The organism is Jejuia pallidilutea (assembly GCF_002973595.1).
GTDB classification, from domain to species: domain Bacteria; phylum Bacteroidota; class Bacteroidia; order Flavobacteriales; family Flavobacteriaceae; genus Jejuia; species Jejuia pallidilutea.
The window spans coordinates 115,483-133,924 of sequence record NZ_PVEO01000004.1 but is presented as its reverse complement, the minus strand read 5'-3'; the positions used below and the strand labels follow the sequence as shown (position 1 = coordinate 133,924).

Sequence of the window (18,442 nt, the reverse complement as noted above, 5' to 3'; positions counted from 1 at the left end):
TACTATAATTCAATACGTTATTCTATTCATAGATATAAATAAGCTTAACATAGACAAAAAGTAAGCGTTGGTCTATTTTGTAATGCTTTAAAACCAACTAGCTGCTAGATTTGCCATGTATAAATAAGTGATAAATATTAACACGCAACAATAATGAACTTATTAAAAAGAAGTAACATCCTATATTTTACAATGCTGTCCATAGTATTTGTTAGCTGCAGTAATTCCGATGATGAAGATTCAGATGAGTATGGTAATTGGGTAGAAAGCTCGTCATTTGATGGTGACTCAAGAGGAAACGCAGTAAGTTTCACAATAGGCACAAAAGGTTATTTGGTTACGGGATATGATGGAGACGATTACCTATACGATACTTGGGAGTACAATTCAGAAGGCGACTATTGGGTAAAAAAGGCAGATTTTCCAGGAACAGCTCGTAGTGGTGCTGTAGGCTTCTCTATTAATGGGAAGGGTTACATTGGCACTGGTTATGATGGCAGCGACGAGCTAAAAGATTTTTGGGAATTCACTCCTGATACTAATACATGGTCTCAAAAAACCGATTTTGGTGGTACTGCAAGATTTGGTGCTATAGGCTTTTCTATTAACGGATATGGCTATATTGGTACTGGTTACGATGGTAGTGAACAAAAAGACTTTTGGAAATACGATGCTACAAATGATACCTGGGAACAAGTTGTAGGTTTTGGCGGTCAAAAACGGCAAAATGCTTCGGTATTTGTTATAGATAACATTGCCTACATTGGCACAGGAATACGAAATGGTGCCACACAATACGATTTTTATGCTTTTGATGGTATTAATTGGACACGCTTAACAGATTTGGATGATGATGACAACGACGAAACCATAACTTTAAGCAGTAGTACCGGGTTTTCGTTAAACGGCAAAGGCTATCTTGCTACTGGTTTAAGTACATCTTTAGTTAGTGAGTGCTGGGAGTATACACCTTATGAAGATTCTTGGGAAGAAGTCCCCAACTTTGAAGGCACCTCAAGACAAGATGCATCTGCCTTCTCGTTTGATGATAAAGCTTATGTGTTTATGGGTAGAAGTAGCAACTATTATTTTGATGATGTTTGGGAGTTTAGACCCGACGAACTAGAAAACGAAGATGATTAGTTAATATTTGATTGATTTTTGGAAAATAGGGTTGGCTAAAAAGTAAAGAGTTATAAATAGGCACTCTAACCTTTTGTCAACCTTATTTTTATAAAAGTATAACTACTATATTATACCTTTTTTAAGAACCATTATATACTTTTGAAGAAATTTTTATATTGAAAAATTATAAAAAAATTCCAGCAACTATTATCCACATGCTTATATGGATAATTTTTTTGGTTATAAGCGCTACCCAAATTTATCTTAAAATAGGTGTTATTCCCCAAGATTTTATGTTACGTTCTAGTATTTTAATACTAGCATTTTATATAAACTACGGGCTACTGGTGCCCAACCTACTATTAAATAAAAAAACACTACTTTATTTTGTAGCATTGTTAGCCTTTGGCGCTTTCTTTTTATTTATAATGGATGAAACATTGCCTAAGCCCAAGTTTAAACCACCAAATACAAGAGATCTTGGCAATGCCAAAAATATTTTTCCCTCCATAAAACCTTTACCATCTTTTTTAAACTTTAGAGGTTTCTTTCCTTCGGGAGGCTTATTGCTATTAATTTTTGCTTTGAGCACAAGTGTAAAATTAGGCATAGAATGGTTTAAATCTGAAAAAAAAAGGGTAGAAATAGAATCTCAAAAAGTAAATTCTGAACTTTCTTTCTTAAAAGCCCAACTTAATCCGCATTTTTTATTCAATTCCCTAAACAGTATTTATTCATTGGCACACAAACAATCTAAAGATACTACCAATGCCATAGTAATACTATCCGATTTAATGCGGTATATGATTTATGAAGCTAATAAAGAGTTAGTACCTCTTGAAAAAGAAGTTGAGTATATAAAGAATTATATTGCACTACAACTGCTTCGTTTAAAAGACTCTAGCAACGTAAAAATAAATATTCATGGTAACTTAAATTACAGTATAGAACCACTATTACTAATATCGTTTATTGAAAATGCTTTTAAATACGGCACAGATTTTAAAGGCAAAACTAATATTTTAATAAAATTGAATATTGAAAGCGATTTGCTTAAACTTTACGTACAAAACTCGGTATCGCACCAACAAACAAAAACAAAGAGCTCTGGCATTGGTTTAGAGAATATTAAAAATAGGTTAAAGTTACTCTACCCTAACCAACATACCATTAGAATAAAACATAATAAAGACAGTTACGAAGTAACTTTAATTTTAAAACTTAAAAAGCAATGATAAGCTGCATTATTATTGATGACGAGCCTTTAGCTCTAGAATTATTAGAGGATTTTATTTCTAAAATATCTTTTTTAGATTTAATAGCTTCATGCTCAAATGGTTTTGAAGCTACAAATATTCTACACAATCAAAAAATAGATTTAATATTTACCGATATAGAAATGCCCAATTTTTCGGGAATAGATATTATTAAGTCTTTAGAATATAAGCCCCATTTTATTTTTACAACAGCCTATTCGCATTATGCAGTAGAAGGTTTTAATTTAAATGCTATAGACTACCTTGTTAAACCTATACCCTTCCACAGGTTTTTAAAAGCGGCAACAAGAGCACTAAACGTAATTAACGAAAAAGAAGAAACTACAAAAACTATTGAAAAACCTACTTCAGAGCCAGAATATTTATTCGTAAAATCTGAATATGAGAATATAAAAATTAATGTAAACGAAATAAAATATATAGAAGGCCTTAAAGATTACATAAAAATATACACAAGCAACCAAAAGCCCATTTTAACTTTAAGTAGCTTAAAAAAATTCGAAGAAAAGTTAGGAAAAAATAATTTTATTAGAGTACATAAATCGTTTATTGTATCAATTCCCCATATACATTCTGTTCAACGTAACAGAATAATTATAGATAAAAAATGGATACCAATAGGTACTAGTTACAAAAATGAATTTATAAAGCGAATAGATTGCTAAAAAAACCGTCTAAAAAATACCGTTCTATGTGCTTTTAAAACAATATTTTTTAAACGGTTTTACTATTATTTTATTACCGCTTAAACTGTTTCGCCTAACCAAGCTTTCATCATCCAAACGGTTTTTTCCTGTTCAGTAATAAAATCGCTCATCATGCTATTGGTTCCTTCATCATCAGCATCATCAGATTTTTCAAGAATACTCCTTTCTATTTTAAGTAACTCTGATAACGAATCAACAATTAATCGTACTGCTTTTACATCTTCTGAAATATTTTTCCCAACTGGCACTTTGGCAGAATTAGTGTAATCATCAAACGTATGTAATGGTGTTGCCCCCAAAGTTAAAATACGTTCGGCTATTTCATCAACCTTAATATTTGCATCTGTATATAACTCTTCAAACTTAACGTGTAAATCAAAAAAACGTTTTCCTTTTATATTCCAGTGTATACCTCTTAAATTTTGATAATACACTTGAAAATTTGCGAGTAAAACGTTTAAGTCCTCTGCTAAAACTTTGGCCTTTTCTGTGTTTAATCCTAAACTATTTAATGTCATTTTTAATATATTTTTGTTTACTACAAATTTACTATTTATCTAACACTTACTAGCATAAATTTTATTGACAGTTGCTATATTTTAATAGCCTAAATTGATGTTTGTAGCAATAATCCCCCAATGATCAAATTATTAAAAATCGCACAGTAAAATATAACGTTAGTACAATATTTTTTTGGGGTAAAAACTAGGTAGCATTATAATTTATTTTGCTAATCACCTAAATTTTGCGCTTGTACTTCAAATAAAACACAATTCATCATTAAAAATTTACAATTCGGTAAGATGAATTATGATACACTTGCTTTGTAAGGCATCTTTGGAATGTTCAATAAAAAATAACACATAAAAATTACACACCATGAGAGCATTAACAACTTTAAGCATTGTATTATTCTTAACGATGAATTTTAGTAACGCACAAACAGAAAAAAGCGGAAATACAATAACAGTAACTATTGAAAATATTACCAATAATAATGGTAGTGTTTTATTATCATTACACACCAAAAACACTTTTATGAAAGGTGCAGGAATTAAAAATGAAAAAAGCAAAATAGAAAATGGTACAGTAACGGTAACATTTAAAAACGTGGCTCCAGGAACATATGCTATTATGGCGCTACACGATGAAAACGAAAATAACAGTATGGATTTTGATGATAGTGGTATGCCTAAAGAATCTTATGGAATGTCCAATAATCCTATGAGCTATGGCCCACCTCAATTCGCTTACGCTAAGTTTGAAATGACTTCTAAAGATTTAGAAATGGATATTAGATTTTAATGATTACTTATAAAAAAAAGACGACCTAATTGGTCGTCTTAATTCTTTTAACTAAACTAAACTTAAACAAAACTATTTTCAATAGTATGAACTATAAAACTGTTGTTTCATTCCTAGCACAAAAATAATTGATAATTATTCTATAATTCTATAAGTATAATTGATAGTTTTTATATTTTTATAGCCTAAACTTATTTTAATGACAATCACCCAATTATACTATGTTTTAGCTGTTGCTGAACATCAAAATTTCACAAAAGCGGCAGAAAAATGTTTCGTTACACAACCTACTTTAAGTATGCAAATACAAAAACTAGAAGACGAACTAGACATTTTAATTTTCGACAGAAGTAAAAAACCTATTGAATTAACCGATGTAGGCAGAAAAATTGTTACTCAAGCCAAAAATATAGTTAACGAATCTTATAGAATACAGGATATTGTAGATCAACAAAAAGGGTATATAGGCGGCGAGTTTAAATTAGGCATTATACCAACCATAATGCCAACATTACTTCCTATGTTTTTAAAAACTTTTATAAAAAAACACCCAAAAATAAAACTTAAGATTGAGGAGTTAACCACAGAAGAAATTATACACCGTATTAACGAAGGCCATTTAGATGCTGCCATTGCTGCTACACCACTGCAAAACGATAGTATTAAAGAACGTGTTTTGTATTTTGAACCGTTTGTAGCTTACATCCCTAAAGGACACAAACTGCACACTAAGAACAAAATTAAAACAGACGAATTGGTTATTGAAGATATGCTACTTTTAGAAGATGGACATTGCTTTAGGGATGGTGTAATTAATTTGTGCAAAGCCTTTAAAAACCATGAGGAGGATAAGTTTCAGTTAGAAAGCGGAAGTATAGAAACCTTAATAAAATTATCAAACGAAGGTTTAGGCATGACGTTACTACCCTATTTGCATACTCTAGATCTAAATACTAGTGCCAAAGAAAATTTACATTACTTCGAGGAGCCTGCTCCTGCAAGAGAGGTAAGCATTATATACCATAAAAGTGAGTTAAAAATGCAAATTATAGAAGCTATGCAAAGCGTAATTTCTGGAATTATAAGAGGCGCTATAAAATTTCAAGATGTAAAAATTATAAGCCCTTTACCCCAATAAAAAAACGACCTTAGGGTCGCTTTTTTTTATGGTTTTAAATAAATCATACATTGATTTAATTCTGGGTTTTGCTGTACTAGAGATAGAATATATATTTTAAGCTCTTCAATCTCATAAGGTAGTAAACGTTGTACTGCCTTTTGTACTTCTTTGCAAAACAATGTCGCATCAAAACTCACTTTATCTAGTACAGTTTTAGTGTACTCTAGCATTGCTCTTGCCATTTTAATATTAGGATTTAGGTTTGTAATATAAGTAGATTTAATTTATAGGCTTAGATTTTAATTAGTGATTAAATTTACATAAAATTTATAAAAACACATTGCTTTTTATGCTATTTTAACATTACCGTGATAGATAGTAAAATTCTAAAACAGGCTCTGGTTAGCCATAAATATTAGTGTCTTCATTTTATTCTCAGTTATTTAAAAACTTTTACAAACCGCTACCAGGTAAATTTTTCTGTATAAAAATCATACATTATATTTCTAAAAACCAATTAATTTCAAATTCAAAAAAAATTACTATATATTTGGGGAATATTGCTATAATCAGCGCTCTCAAAAAAATATGGACTCTCTCAAATACCTGTTTAGCTTTGCTACGCTAGCGTTTTTTAATATATGTTATTCTCAAGTTGGCCCTGGTGGTGTTGGAAATAGTGCTTCCAACGGTTTATGGTTAAAAGCCGACGATATAACACTTGCTAATGGAAGCTTAGTGAACACTTGGACAGACACTTCTGGAAATGGTAACAACGCTACAGCTGCCGCAACCGAACAACCTTTATTTTTTTCTACAAGTACATTAAACAATATGCCAACTGTAAGACTAGATGGCACTAATGACCAAATGGTTGTAAACGATGCTGCAATTTTAGATGGTACTAGCGGTATAACATTTATAACGGTGTTAAGGCCTAATAACTTAAACGGACAACCAAGAGGTATTTTAGGAAAAAGACAAAGTTTTACAACCTCAACAGATTATGCGTATACATGGTTTTTCCATAATAGTAATTATCTTAATTTAGATATCAACACTCAAAATAACAGATTTAATTCTTCTCCCACTAATTTTTCAAATGGCACTAATTACATACTTCAAATGCAGTATAACGGTGCCTTACCTAGTGGGCAAAGGTCTAAAATGTACAATGAACAAAATTTAGTAGCCCAATCTTCAGAAAGTTCAACTTCAATTATCAATAGTGCGTCCAATTTGGTTCTTGGAGCTTTAAATTTTGACTATGGAACGTATCTAGGAGCAGATTATTCAGAAGTAATACATTTTAATTACGCCCTTAATACAGCCGAACAAATAATAATAAACAATTATTTATCGGCAAAATACAATATAGCCTTATCGTCTGACGATATTTATATACAAGATGATCCTGGAAGAGGTAATTTTGATTACAACGTTGCTGGTATTGGGCAAGCTATAGATGGCTCTAACCATACCGATTCTCAAGGTACAGGCATTGTTAGAATTAACAATCCTAGAGCTTTAAGCAATAACGATTTCTTGTTTTGGGGTGAAGAAACTAGAAACCCAACTTATAATTTTAGTACAAACACTACTAACCATACAGAGCAATTAAATTCTAGATGGCGCGTTCGAAGAAGAGGCAACCCAGGAAGCGTTGACGTTACTTTTGATTTGAGCAGCGTAGATTTATCGGGAAAACAAAGCTGTAGCCCTTTACAGTTAATTGTAGATAATAATTACGATTTTTCATCGCCAGAAGCTATTTACGATTTAACAATAGTTGGATCTATCGCTACAGCAACAAACGTTACACTTAACCAAAACAGATATTTTACGCTTAGATATGTAGACGAAATTGTAAGAGATGGCAGCAGTTATTATAATGGTTCTGGCGTTGCAAATGCACCAGATAATACTAATGCCTGTTTAAAGTTTACCGTAAAGTCTGGAGCAGTTTCTAATATAAATACAAGCATACATGTAAGAAGTGTAGAGGTTGAAACAGGCGGTGTTTTAAATATTTTAAATGGCAACCTAATACAAGTAGATAATGAAGTAGTTGTAAATGGTACAATTAATTTGTTAGGTGAAGCGCAGTTAATACAAAATCACACTGGTACAACATTAAATTCTGGTAGCGGATCTTTAACCCAACCACAACAAGGTAGTGCTAGTTTTTATAACTACAACTATTGGAGTTCACCAGTAAATGTAGGCGGCATTTGGCAAGTTGGGTATTTAGAAGATGCTGCTGGTGTTATTAATTTTAGCAATACCTTAAATGGTGATGCTTCTACATCTCCAATAACATTGAGTTCGAAATGGCTATATAGCTTTAATGGAACAACTGATGATTACAGCCAATGGATAAAAATATCACCTACTACTAATTTATTACCTGCACAAGGATTTACCATGAAAGGTTCTGGCGCAACTACTGCCAATCAAGAATATATTTTTAGAGGTATACCCAACGATGGAGATTATAACCATACCGTTACCGCTGGAAATGATTTTTTAACTGGAAATCCGTATCCTTCTGCATTAGATGCAGATCAATTTATAATAGACAACTTACCAGTTATTGATGGTACGCTATATTTCTGGGAACAGTTTTCAACCAACAACACTCACACCTTAGCAGATTATCAAGGAGGGCACGCCATTTATAATTTAATGGGAATGGGCATGCCTGCAACAGCAGACGCTTCTGGCTTAACCAGTGGTTTAGGAACAGCGTCTCTCCCAGCACCAGAACGGTATATCCCTGTTGGTCAAGGGTTTTTTGTATCTATACAAAATTCCGGATCTATAACTTTTAATAACCGGCAACGTGTTTTTGCTAGAGAATCTTTGGGAGAATCTGTATTTTTTAAAACTAATACAAAAAAAATAACCCAAGAAGATACTAGAACTAAAATTTGGTTTTCGTTTACAAAACCCGATACCTATACCAAATATATAGGTTTAGGATACGATGCCAATGCCAGCTACAATTACGACAATGGCTATGATGCCTTAGCATACGATGAATTACAAAACGATATATCATGGTCGTTAAATGGTGAAGCATTAGCGATTCTGGCTTTACCAGAACTTAATATTGAAGATATACTTCCTTTAAATGTTAAAGTAAGCGATGCAGGTTTTTATAATTTTTCTATTAGTAAAATGGAGAATGTTCCTAACGATATAAACATTTTTTTAAAAGATAATCTACAAAACTTATACTATAACTTAAGTGAAGGTGAAGCTAGTTTATTTTTAAATTCTGCAACTGCACCAGACCAGTTTTCTATTGTTTTTCAGAAGAAAAATACTCTTGGGAAAGCTGATTTTGAAACTACTAACAAGTTTTATGCTTCTTACGATGCCAATTTAAAACAATTGAAACTGCATACTAAAGAAGCTATTAATAACATTGAAGCTTACAATGTCTTTAATAGTTTAGGACAACAAGTTCTGCAAGTAAGGTCTCCCAAAACACAAACCATAACTGTTGAAAGCTTAAGCGATGGTATTTATATCCTTGAGATTGCTATTGAAAATCTTAGAAGTCCTAAGAAAATAAAATTCATAAAATATTAGTTTAAAACCTATTGTCTCCATCTAATAAATCGCCTAAACCACCTAAAATACTACCTTCGCCTTTGTTCTTTCCACCGCTCCTTGGTGCTGATGCCAATACCCTACCTGCAAGTCTGCTAAATGGTAAGGATTGTACAAAAACTGTACCTGGACCTTGTAATTTAGCAAAGAATAAACCCTCGCCACCAAACACTGTATTTTTAATACCTCCAATAAATTCAATGTCGTAATCTACGGTATGGTCAAAACCTACAATACAGCCCGTATCTACCTTGAGTGTTTCTCCCGCGGCTAACTCTTTTTTGGCCATAGTACCACCTGCGTGTACAAATGCCATACCATCACCTTCTAGTTTTTGCATAATAAAACCTTCGCCCCCAAAAAGTCCGCGACCTAATTTTTTAGAAAACTCTATGCCTACGCTAACACCCTTTGCGGCACAAAGAAATGCATCTTTTTGACAGATAAACTTTCCACCAAATTCGGTTAAATCTATTGGGATTATTTTTCCAGGATAAGGTGAGGCGAATGATACGTTTCGCTTTCCAATTAACGTGTTGTAAAAAGCGGTCATGAACAAACTTTCACCTGTAAGGATACGTTTTCCTGCACCAAGTATTTTTCCCAAAAAACCAGTATCCTTTTGAGATCCATCTCCAAAAATAGTTTCCATTTTTATACCATCTTCCATCATCATAAAACTACCTGCTTCGGCTATAACACCTTCATGAGGATCTAGTTCTATTTCTACATATTGCATTTCTTCGCCGTAGATACGGTAATCTATTTCGTGTGCTGTCATTTTAAAAAAAAGTTTATCTGTTTAAAAGTTTAACTGTTTATAAGTTGTCTTAAACTAAGTTTTGTTACAACTTATAATGAAATTTCAAAAAAACAAAAAATTATTGCACAGAATTTCCCAGAGATTTCATAGAGATTCGCGGAGAAAAATAATTTTCGCGCTAAGGCACTAAGACGCAAATTGAAACGTGACTTGTTGCTTACTGCTTACTGTTTCACCTTCACACTCCACTCAAAATTAAAGGTAGATACTTCAACATTATCTCCGTTAACTCCAACAGATTTCATCCAAACGGTTTGCCCTTCTCCAGTTTCAATTGCTTTTTGCAAAGCTTCATCAATTAAATGTCCGTCGTTACATGTAAACACAATTCTACCCGTTGCCTTTTTAGTAAATGTAGCGTTATTTGAAGTTACTAACATTGAAATACGTTTGCCAGATGCTTGAATTTTCCCAATCATTAGTGCGCCTGTAGAAAGTTCTGCAGCCATACCTTGCACCGCCCAAAACATAGATTTAAATGGGTTTTGATTTATCCATCGATGTTTTACTGTTACTTCACACTTTTCATTATCCAAATATTTTACGCGTACACCACACAGGTAAGCCGATGGTAACTTAAGCATGCTAAAGGTGTTTAATTTACTAGGTGTTAGCTTCATTTAACTTATTTTTTTTGTGTAAGTTATGAAATAATTCAACACCTATAATTGTTAAAAATTTGTTAATTTTTAGTACTATGCGTAACAAAGTACCTGTTTTTAGACATATATTTGTATAAGAAACTATTATATGTTTTAAATCAATCAAAAAAAAATCATGTTAGATAATCATCAAAAAAACATCGCTACATTTATTCATCTCTCCACCTTTAGTAGGTTTGTTATTCCGTTTGGAAATTTTATTGGTCCGCTAGTGTTATGGATTATTAATAAGGACAAATCGGAATTTATAGATAAACACGGTAAACAAGCATTAAACTTTCAAATAAGCATTTTGCTTTATGCCATTATTTTAGGAACGTTAACCATTCCTTTTTTTATTTTTAAAATATTTAGTGGAATGGATTTTATAGATTTTCATGGATTTCACGATTTTCATATCTCGTTAGGAAAACCATCGCCCTTACTATATATAGGTGGCGGGCTAGGTATAATTGCAGTACTAGCTTTTATTGTAGAATTAGCTCTTATTGTAATTGCAAGTTTAAAGGCTAGAGATGGTGAATTGTACAAATATCCATTTACTATTAACTTTCTAAAATAACGACAATGTAAACTATAGCCAATATCGCGTTAGGGATTGAGGTCCCGCACGTGCGGGATTGAAGCTCCTCGAAGAGAGCGACTGCCGAAAGCCCGACCCGAAGGTAAACGCAAAAAAACAGAACATAAAACATTATAAAGACATCATCAATCAATCAATCAAAAAATGAACAGTTTTAAAACATTAAAGGAATGACACTATGAAGATAGAAAACACAAAAGCACAAATGCGAAAAGGCGTTTTAGAATTCTGCATACTCTCGGTCTTAAAAAATAACGACGCATATGTAGCAGAGATTTTAGAAACGTTAAAGGATGCTAAGTTGCTAGTGGTTGAAGGGACAATTTACCCTTTACTTACGCGACTTAAAAACGCAGGACTCTTAAATTATAGATGGGAGGAATCTACATCTGGACCTCCAAGAAAATATTATGGTTTAACCGAAACTGGTAAACTATTTTTAAAGGAACTAGACACCACTTGGAACGAATTGCGTAACGCAGTAAACATTGTAACAAGCCACACTGAAACAAACACAGCACAAGAAAAACAACAAAATAATGAATAAAACAGTCAACATAAATTTAGCAGGTATATTTTTTCATATAGATGAGGATGCGTACCTAAAACTACAACGCTATCTTGAGGCTATAAAACGTTCATTTACAGACTCTCAAGGTCGATCTGAAATTATTGCCGACATTGAAGCACGCATCGCTGAACTTTTTAACGAGCGCGTACAAAACGACAAACAAGTAATACGAATTACCGAAGTAGACGCCATAATTGCTATTATGGGACAACCAGAGGACTATTTAGTAGATGATGAAATTTTTGAAGATGAGCCTAAACAAAGCTATACTGGTAAATCGTCGCCTAACAAAAAACTTTATAGAGATACAGACAACTCTTATATTGGCGGTGTATCCTCAGGTCTAGCACATTATTTTGGGATAGATACTATTTGGATTCGTTTAGCTTGGATACTATTGTTTTTTGGTGCCGGTACCGGGGTTTTACTTTATATATTACTTTGGATTTTAGTACCTGAAGCGAAAACAACTGCTGAAAAAATAATGATGACCGGAGAGCCCGTAAACATCAGCAATATTGAAAAAAAAATAAAAGACGGATTTGATACAGTAACCGAAACCGTTGGTGATGTAGCTAAAAATGTTTCGGATTCTGTATCAAAGGCTGCTAAGAATGTAGATGTAAAAAAAAGCGCTAACTCTATAAAATCGTCCTCCAGAAGTTTTTTTGAAACACTTGGCGATATTATTTTATTCTTCTTCAAGATATTTGCAAAATTTATTGGAGTACTGCTAATTTTTATTGGTGCAGTAACATTAATAAGCCTTATTGTGTCGTTGTTTACTGTTGGCATATCAGACGCTATTAATGTACCAGGGTTTGATTTTGTAGACGCCGCCAATGCTGCAAACACCCCCGTTTGGTTAGTGTCTGTACTTGTACTTTTTGCTGTAGGTATTCCTTTCTTTTTCCTATTTTATTTAGGATTAAAAATTTTAGTTAACAATCTAAAATCTATAGGTAATATTGCGAAATTCTCCTTATTAGGATTATGGATAATAGCCATTATTGGTATTGCTGTTGTTTTTGCAAAACAAGCCAGCGAACATGCTTTTGATGCTAACGTTACAAAGAAAGAACCATTAAATATTACTGCCAAAGATACCTTACGCGTAAAAATGGTGGGTAACGATAATTATTACAAATCAAATTCCGGACACCTTTACAGAGATACTCATGGTTTTAAATTGGTGTATAACGAAAACGACGAGAAGATGATTTATTCTTCTGACATAAGACTTATTGTACGATCTACAAAAGACTCTTTAGCATCATTAAGCATTGAAAAAACATCTGAAGGGAGTAGTTACCAAATTGCTAAACAACGCGCTGAACAAATTAACTACAACTATGCGTTGGTTGATAAAGAATTACTACTTGATGCTTACTTAACTACAGATTTTAAACATAAATTTAGAGACCAAGAAGTACATCTTATTCTTTATTTACCAGAAGGCTCTACCCTATATGCCGATGATAACACATACTCGTTTCACCGAAACACATCAAATTACAACGATATTTTACAAAACGGACAAGAAGAGCACTACCTAAAAATTTTGCACAACGCAACTAAATGTATGGATTGTGATGATGACACCTTTGATGTTAATGTAGATACCGAAGGAATTAAAATTAACGAGGATGGTATTGAAATTAGGGATAATAACGACCATGTTAAGATAAACAGTAATGGCATTAACGTAGAGGCAGACGATGTTAAAGTGAACATTAACAAAAACGGTATTGATATAAAATCTGATAACTAACAGTTCATCTTTAAAAATCAACAATTCAGAAATTTTACTTTTAAAACTAATAGCATATAAAAGATATTTGAACAACAAATAAATTACTAATCATCAATCAATTAAAACAATTATTATGGCTACACTAATCAGAATTATCGTCACCTCAATCTTAAGTTTGTTATTCCTTTCCTGCAATTTCAATATGAATTGGAATTCTGGTGTAAAAGGGAATGGCAATGTAGTTATGGAAACTAGAACCATTAACCAATCGTTTTCTAAAATTAAAGCTTCCGAAGGTCTAAATGTATATGTAACGCAAGGCAATAGCGAAAACATTACCGTAGAAGCTGATGAAAATTTGCAAGCACTTATTTTAACTGAAGTTAATGATGGTGTACTAAAAATTCATTGTAAAGAACAAATTGGTAGAGCTTCATCTAAAAAAATAAATGTTACTTTTAAATCTATTTCAGCTATTACCTCTACTAGCGGAAGTAGCGTACACGCCACAAATACAATTACCTCAGATAAATTAGTCTTAAAATCTAGCAGCGGTAGTACTATGAAAGTACAAGTAGAAACTAATGATCTTTTTTGCGATTCTTCAAGTGGCAGTAGCTTAAAAGTTTCAGGAGAAACAATAAGTTTAACAGCCGAGGCTAGTAGTGGCAGTAATATTAAAGCAGGAGATTTAAAAGCCGAATCTTCCGAAGTGTCTGCCTCTAGTGGTGCCAACTTAACAGTAAATACCTCAAAGGCGCTTATAGCAAAAGCTTCAAGTGGTGCAAGCGTGAAGTACTATGGCAACCCCGAAATGCTAGACACCGATAAAAGTTCTGGCGGAAGCGTAAGCAAAAGATAACCAACTAAACTTTATACTATTTTACACACCACCTTAATCCTTAATTGGTTTGGGGTGGTTTTTATTTATATTTGTTTCGCGCTGTTAGTGACGTTTACGCTTTTAAGTGTGTCTAAATAAGTAGATTACGAACAAATAGTACAGCGAAACTCGTTATTACGCTGATATTTTAACCCTCATTAAAATGAAAAAATTAGCTCTATCTTTAGTTTTTGGATTATTAATAGGCACAACTATTACTGCTCAAAATCCAGAAAAAATAAAAGGAAACCGCTTAGTTTCTATTGTAAATACCGAGATTAATTCCTTTCATACCATAGCCTTAGATGAGGATTTTGAAATAGACTTAATCTACAACAAAATACCATCAGTTGAAATTGAAACCGATGAGAATTTACACGACGTTATAGATTTTATAATAAAAGATAGCATTCTGTATTTTAACAAATTAAAAAGAATTACCTCGAAAAAAAGACTAAATATTAAAGTAAGCTACGACGATTATTTACAGCATATTGATGTTACCGATAATGCAGAAGTAAACGGTTTAACGCCTTTAAGCTTAGTTAATAGTTCGCTAAAAACAAATGGTTCTGCCAAGGTAGCCTTAACCGTAAAAGCCAATACTTTTGCTTTTGAAAGTGCCGATAAAGCAAAAACCAAACTAAATATTACTGCAGATACTTGTGACGTAAATATGAGAGGTACTGGAAAACTGGAAGCTTTAATAAACGCACCTAAAGTAAATATAGCCCTTTACGAACGTACCATTGCTGCAATTGAAGGCAACTGTGATTTAGCCGATGTAGAGCTAGACAATAACGCGCAATTAAACGGTAAAAACTTTACTATAAACACCTGTAACGTTACAAGCCATATTTCTACTGATGCGTATTTAGAAGTTATTAAAAAAATTACCATTAATGCCACAGGTACAAGTGCCATTTATGTGTACCAAAACCCAGAAATTATTATTACCGGTATGACCGATACTACCAAACTTCAAAAGAAAGTAAAATAGTAGTATATTATATTTTAAATTACCCGTTCTACATTTTTAACTAAAAAATACAATCCGTCGTTAGTGCTGTTAAGTTTTGGTAATTCGAAAATAAAATTACCGAAAATTAATTTTGTTCCGTTAGAAACTATAATAACGATTTAACTCTAGTTCGCAACTACATTCAGAAATAATAAACTAGGTGAAAATTGTACAAAATATTCAAAGAATAGTTCAATTCTCAGTCTTTAAAATTGCTTTGTTTTAAATTGGAATTGTTTTTGATTATCTTTATAATTCATTAAAAACTTTTGACTATTAAGTATGAAAAAACATGTAATTCTCTCAATTTTTCTATTCTATTTTTTAAGTGTTTTAAACGCACAAGACATATTAGTTTCCAACATATCAGAGTTTAATGCCGCATTAAAAAATGCTTCCAATGGTGGCACCATCATTTTAAAAAATGGTGTTTGGAAAGATGCTAATTTAGTGGCTAAAGGAAATGGAACTAAAGACAACCCAATAGTTATTAAAGCAGAAACTGCTGGCAATGTTATACTTTCTGGAGATTCTAGTTTAAGTATTTCTGGAACTTATGTTATTGTTAGCGGGCTATGGTTTAAAGATGGAAATACTACCCAAAAATCTGTTGTGCAATTTAGAACTAGCAGTAAAGACTTTGCATACAATTGTAGGCTTGCAAATTCTACTATTTCGTATTACGATACCAAAGATCCCGATTTAAAAAACCATTGGGTAGATATTTGGGGAAAAAATAATCGCGTAGATCATAATAATTTCACTGGAAAATCATCTCCAGGAACCACTCTAGTTGTTTGGTTAAAAGGAGATGAAAATATAGACAATAACCATCAAATAGATCATAATTATTTTGGTTTTCGTCCAGATCTTGGAGAAAATGGAGGCGAAACCATAAGAATAGGAACTAGCGATAACTCCATGAAATCGTCTAAAACCGTAGTAGAATATAATACCTTTAAAAATTGTGATGGTGAAATAGAAATAATCTCCAATAAATCTGCCAATAATATTTTTAGATATAACCTATTTCTTGAAAGCAAAGGCGCCTTAACTTTAAGACATGGCAATAACGCTTTGGTAGAACACAATGTTTTTTTAGGGAATAACGTACCCAATACGGGTGGTATACGAGTTATTAACGAAGGGCATATTATTAGAAACAATTTATTAATAGGGCTAAAAGGTTCTGGTTTTAGAGGCCCCATTGTTATTATGAATGGTGTACCAAATTCTCCATTAAACCGCTATAACCAAGTAAAAGATGTAGATATACAAAATAATACCATAATTAATTGTGGTCCTATGACGTTTGGAGCGGGAAAGGACGACGAACGTACTTTACCACCTATTAGAACAGTATTTGCAAACAATATTATAACAAATACCGATGCTGGAACCATTCTAGAAATTGATGATACAATTGAAGGCATATCATTTAGCGGTAATATTGTTGATAGTGAAGCCTCGGTTAATTCAGAACTGTTTCAAAAGGCAGAAATTGATTGGGTAATGGTAGGCTCGCTACCTATTCCTTCAGAAAATAACGCTGTTTTAACATCTGTTAGCAAATTAAAAAATAGTCCGTCTGTAGATATTACAAATTTAGAAAGAACGACGTATGCCTCTGGTGCATTTAATTTGGGCAATACCAGAATACCTAGAGCCATTAGTATGATAACTGGCCCTGGCTGGAAACCAGACATTAAGAAACCCGTTGTAAAACCAACCGAGCAATTAATTAAACCCGCTATTGGTGCTATTAGAAAAGCCATTAGTTCTGCGCCCTCAGGATCTATTATAAAATTAGAACCCGGAGTTTATGAAATTGAGAAAAAGATTAAAATAGGTAAAACCATAACAATTCAAGGCGCTAAACAAGGGCAAACTATTTTAAAAATGAAGGATAATACAGAAAATACATTTGATTACTTTTTTAGGGCAGATCCCGGTGCAAAAATTTATTTAAACGATATTGAGTTTTTGGGCGATAATGGCTACGACATGAAATACGCCATTGTATCTCCCGACGAAAACGAATCTGGATTGTATAGCATATACGTTAATAATTGTAGCTTTAAAAACTTTACAAACACTAACGGCGGCAGTATTTTTAAGGCCTATAAAGGTACAAAAGCAGATACTTTAAGCTTTATTAATTCTAAGTTTAAAGATAGCTACAGAGGTTTAAACCTTTCTTATGAAAAAGATTTAGGAATGTATAGTGCCAATGTAATATTTGTGAAAAATAGTGTTTTTGATAATATAGAGCAATTTGCCATTAATTACACACGTAATATTCCTAACGTTAATTTAGAAGGAGGCGAACTGGTTATAGACCATTGTGTTTTTAACAAAGTAGCCAATACCGAAAAAGGAAGAATTATAAAAAATAATGGCATTCACAAGGTTAGTATTTTAAACTCTGCTTTTTTATATAGTTATAAAGCTGAAACTCCTATTGTACTATCTGGAATTGAAAACACTATTAAAAACTGTTTAATCTTTGATAGTGGTAGCATAAAAGTAAATAAAGGTGCCCAAGAGTACGATATAATTAACAAAAACCCTAAATGGGAAGATAAAGATGCTTTTATTCCTAGTGAAAAATCGCCTTTACTAAAAGCTAATAATGGTATAGAAACTATTGGTTTAAAATTAGAGTAGTACTAAAGCAATAATACCTTAGAAAAATATGCGCCCTTTTGATGGTTTATTTATAATAACATCAGTTGTAATTATATTTAAATATAATATACTTAAGTTCGGTTAATATTCTTAGAAAATATTAATTAATGATTTTAAATCCTGCGAGTTCTATTTTTTTCACCTTGTAGGCATAAAATACAGGAATCAAAAAAAACTACACGATATTTAAAACCTTGTAGGATAAGAACAATCATTTTAAAATCACACTATTTTATAGCCGTTCTAGGTTTCCATAAAAAAAGCACGTGATAAAAACCACGTGCTTTTTTAGTCAAAACTAAATCA

The 18,442-nt window shown here is 32.4% G+C and carries 16 protein-coding genes; 12 read left to right on the top strand and 4 right to left on the bottom strand.

Going from position 1 to position 18,442, the window contains the following annotated elements:
• Positions 1–153: 153 nt before the first annotated feature.
• The 3 genes from CLV33_RS08295 (at position 154) to CLV33_RS08285 (ending at position 3,067) form a co-directional block, all read left to right on the top strand.
• The gene (locus CLV33_RS08295) at positions 154–1,143 is read left to right on the top strand and encodes a Kelch repeat-containing protein (RefSeq protein ID WP_105473510.1); all 990 of its coding nucleotides are present in this window, start codon (positions 154–156) and stop codon (positions 1,141–1,143) included.
• Between the two features lie 158 nt (positions 1,144–1,301).
• Complete coding sequence (locus CLV33_RS08290; protein WP_105473509.1) at positions 1,302–2,360, top strand: sensor histidine kinase; 1,059 nt, start codon at positions 1,302–1,304, stop codon at positions 2,358–2,360.
• Positions 2,357–3,067: a LytR/AlgR family response regulator transcription factor gene (locus tag CLV33_RS08285; RefSeq protein ID WP_317045165.1), complete on the top strand. Its 711-nt coding sequence runs from the start codon at positions 2,357–2,359 to the stop codon at positions 3,065–3,067. The genes CLV33_RS08290 and CLV33_RS08285 overlap by 4 nt, the downstream gene beginning before the upstream one ends.
• An 80-nt stretch (positions 3,068–3,147) precedes the next feature.
• Here CLV33_RS08285 and CLV33_RS08280 read toward each other — a convergent pair whose 3' ends face one another.
• Complete coding sequence (locus tag CLV33_RS08280; protein WP_105473508.1) at positions 3,148–3,627, bottom strand: Dps family protein; 480 nt, start codon at positions 3,625–3,627, stop codon at positions 3,148–3,150.
• Between the two features lie 361 nt (positions 3,628–3,988).
• Here CLV33_RS08280 and CLV33_RS08275 point away from each other — a divergent pair, with 361 nt between their 5' ends.
• Complete coding sequence (locus tag CLV33_RS08275; RefSeq protein ID WP_042244797.1) at positions 3,989–4,414, top strand: DUF2141 domain-containing protein; 426 nt, start codon at positions 3,989–3,991, stop codon at positions 4,412–4,414.
• Positions 4,415–4,613: 199 nt separating this feature from the next.
• Positions 4,614–5,552 carry a LysR substrate-binding domain-containing protein gene (locus CLV33_RS08270; RefSeq protein ID WP_045372355.1) on the top strand — a complete coding sequence of 313 codons (939 nt, stop codon included), beginning with the start codon at positions 4,614–4,616 and terminating at the stop codon, positions 5,550–5,552.
• A gap of 26 nt (positions 5,553–5,578) precedes the next feature.
• On the opposite strand, the gene CLV33_RS08265 is transcribed toward CLV33_RS08270, so the two are convergent.
• Positions 5,579–5,776, bottom strand: coding sequence for a hypothetical protein (locus CLV33_RS08265; RefSeq protein WP_042244794.1), 198 nt, complete (start codon positions 5,774–5,776; stop codon positions 5,579–5,581).
• A 346-nt stretch (positions 5,777–6,122) separates the two neighbouring features.
• Here CLV33_RS08265 and CLV33_RS08260 point away from each other — a divergent pair, with 346 nt between their 5' ends.
• On the top strand, positions 6,123–9,131 hold the full coding sequence (locus CLV33_RS08260; RefSeq protein ID WP_105473507.1) for a T9SS type A sorting domain-containing protein: 3,009 nt from the start codon (positions 6,123–6,125) through the stop codon (positions 9,129–9,131).
• Position 9,132: 1 nt separating this feature from the next.
• On the opposite strand, the gene CLV33_RS08255 is transcribed toward CLV33_RS08260, so the two are convergent.
• Positions 9,133–9,933: a TIGR00266 family protein gene (locus CLV33_RS08255; RefSeq protein WP_042248830.1), complete on the bottom strand. Its 801-nt coding sequence runs from the start codon at positions 9,931–9,933 to the stop codon at positions 9,133–9,135.
• A gap of 206 nt (positions 9,934–10,139) precedes the next feature.
• Positions 10,140–10,595 (bottom strand): DUF4442 domain-containing protein, encoded by a 456-nt coding sequence (locus CLV33_RS08250; protein WP_105473506.1) that lies wholly within the window; start codon positions 10,593–10,595, stop codon positions 10,140–10,142.
• A 157-nt stretch (positions 10,596–10,752) separates the two neighbouring features.
• Here CLV33_RS08250 and CLV33_RS08245 point away from each other — a divergent pair, with 157 nt between their 5' ends.
• The 6 genes from CLV33_RS08245 (at position 10,753) to CLV33_RS08220 (ending at position 18,115) form a co-directional block, all read left to right on the top strand.
• Positions 10,753–11,199: a DUF4870 domain-containing protein gene (locus CLV33_RS08245; RefSeq protein WP_042244778.1), complete on the top strand. Its 447-nt coding sequence runs from the start codon at positions 10,753–10,755 to the stop codon at positions 11,197–11,199.
• A gap of 199 nt (positions 11,200–11,398) precedes the next feature.
• On the top strand, positions 11,399–11,767 hold the full coding sequence (locus CLV33_RS08240) for a PadR family transcriptional regulator (RefSeq protein ID WP_042244775.1): 369 nt from the start codon (positions 11,399–11,401) through the stop codon (positions 11,765–11,767).
• Positions 11,760–13,562 (top strand): PspC domain-containing protein, encoded by a 1,803-nt coding sequence (locus CLV33_RS08235; RefSeq protein WP_105473505.1) that lies wholly within the window; start codon positions 11,760–11,762, stop codon positions 13,560–13,562. Before CLV33_RS08240 ends, CLV33_RS08235 begins: the two co-directional genes overlap by 8 nt.
• Positions 13,563–13,677: 115 nt before the next feature.
• Positions 13,678–14,406 (top strand): head GIN domain-containing protein, encoded by a 729-nt coding sequence (locus CLV33_RS08230; RefSeq protein WP_105473504.1) that lies wholly within the window; start codon positions 13,678–13,680, stop codon positions 14,404–14,406.
• 184 nt (positions 14,407–14,590) lie between these two features.
• Positions 14,591–15,427: a GIN domain-containing protein gene (locus CLV33_RS08225; RefSeq protein WP_105473503.1), complete on the top strand. Its 837-nt coding sequence runs from the start codon at positions 14,591–14,593 to the stop codon at positions 15,425–15,427.
• Positions 15,428–15,730: 303 nt separating this feature from the next.
• On the top strand, positions 15,731–18,115 hold the full coding sequence (locus CLV33_RS08220) for a polysaccharide lyase 6 family protein (RefSeq protein WP_105473502.1): 2,385 nt from the start codon (positions 15,731–15,733) through the stop codon (positions 18,113–18,115).
• Positions 18,116–18,442: the final 327 nt, after the last annotated feature.

Coding starts and splice junctions, on each gene's coding strand:
- CLV33_RS08295 (WP_105473510.1), top strand. CDS start 154: ATGAACTTATTAAAAAGAAGTAACATCCTATATTTTACAATGCTGTCC.
- CLV33_RS08285 (WP_317045165.1), top strand. CDS start 2,357: ATGATAAGCTGCATTATTATTGATGACGAGCCTTTAGCTCTAGAATTA.
- CLV33_RS08280 (WP_105473508.1), bottom strand. CDS start 3,627: ATGACATTAAATAGTTTAGGATTAAACACAGAAAAGGCCAAAGTTTTA.
- CLV33_RS08275 (WP_042244797.1), top strand. CDS start 3,989: ATGAGAGCATTAACAACTTTAAGCATTGTATTATTCTTAACGATGAAT.
- CLV33_RS08270 (WP_045372355.1), top strand. CDS start 4,614: ATGACAATCACCCAATTATACTATGTTTTAGCTGTTGCTGAACATCAA.
- CLV33_RS08265 (WP_042244794.1), bottom strand. CDS start 5,776: ATGGCAAGAGCAATGCTAGAGTACACTAAAACTGTACTAGATAAAGTG.
- CLV33_RS08260 (WP_105473507.1), top strand. CDS start 6,123: ATGGACTCTCTCAAATACCTGTTTAGCTTTGCTACGCTAGCGTTTTTT.
- CLV33_RS08255 (WP_042248830.1), bottom strand. CDS start 9,933: ATGACAGCACACGAAATAGATTACCGTATCTACGGCGAAGAAATGCAA.
- CLV33_RS08250 (WP_105473506.1), bottom strand. CDS start 10,595: ATGAAGCTAACACCTAGTAAATTAAACACCTTTAGCATGCTTAAGTTA.
- CLV33_RS08245 (WP_042244778.1), top strand. CDS start 10,753: ATGTTAGATAATCATCAAAAAAACATCGCTACATTTATTCATCTCTCC.
- CLV33_RS08240 (WP_042244775.1), top strand. CDS start 11,399: ATGAAGATAGAAAACACAAAAGCACAAATGCGAAAAGGCGTTTTAGAA.
- CLV33_RS08235 (WP_105473505.1), top strand. CDS start 11,760: ATGAATAAAACAGTCAACATAAATTTAGCAGGTATATTTTTTCATATA.
- CLV33_RS08230 (WP_105473504.1), top strand. CDS start 13,678: ATGGCTACACTAATCAGAATTATCGTCACCTCAATCTTAAGTTTGTTA.
- CLV33_RS08225 (WP_105473503.1), top strand. CDS start 14,591: ATGAAAAAATTAGCTCTATCTTTAGTTTTTGGATTATTAATAGGCACA.
- CLV33_RS08220 (WP_105473502.1), top strand. CDS start 15,731: ATGAAAAAACATGTAATTCTCTCAATTTTTCTATTCTATTTTTTAAGT.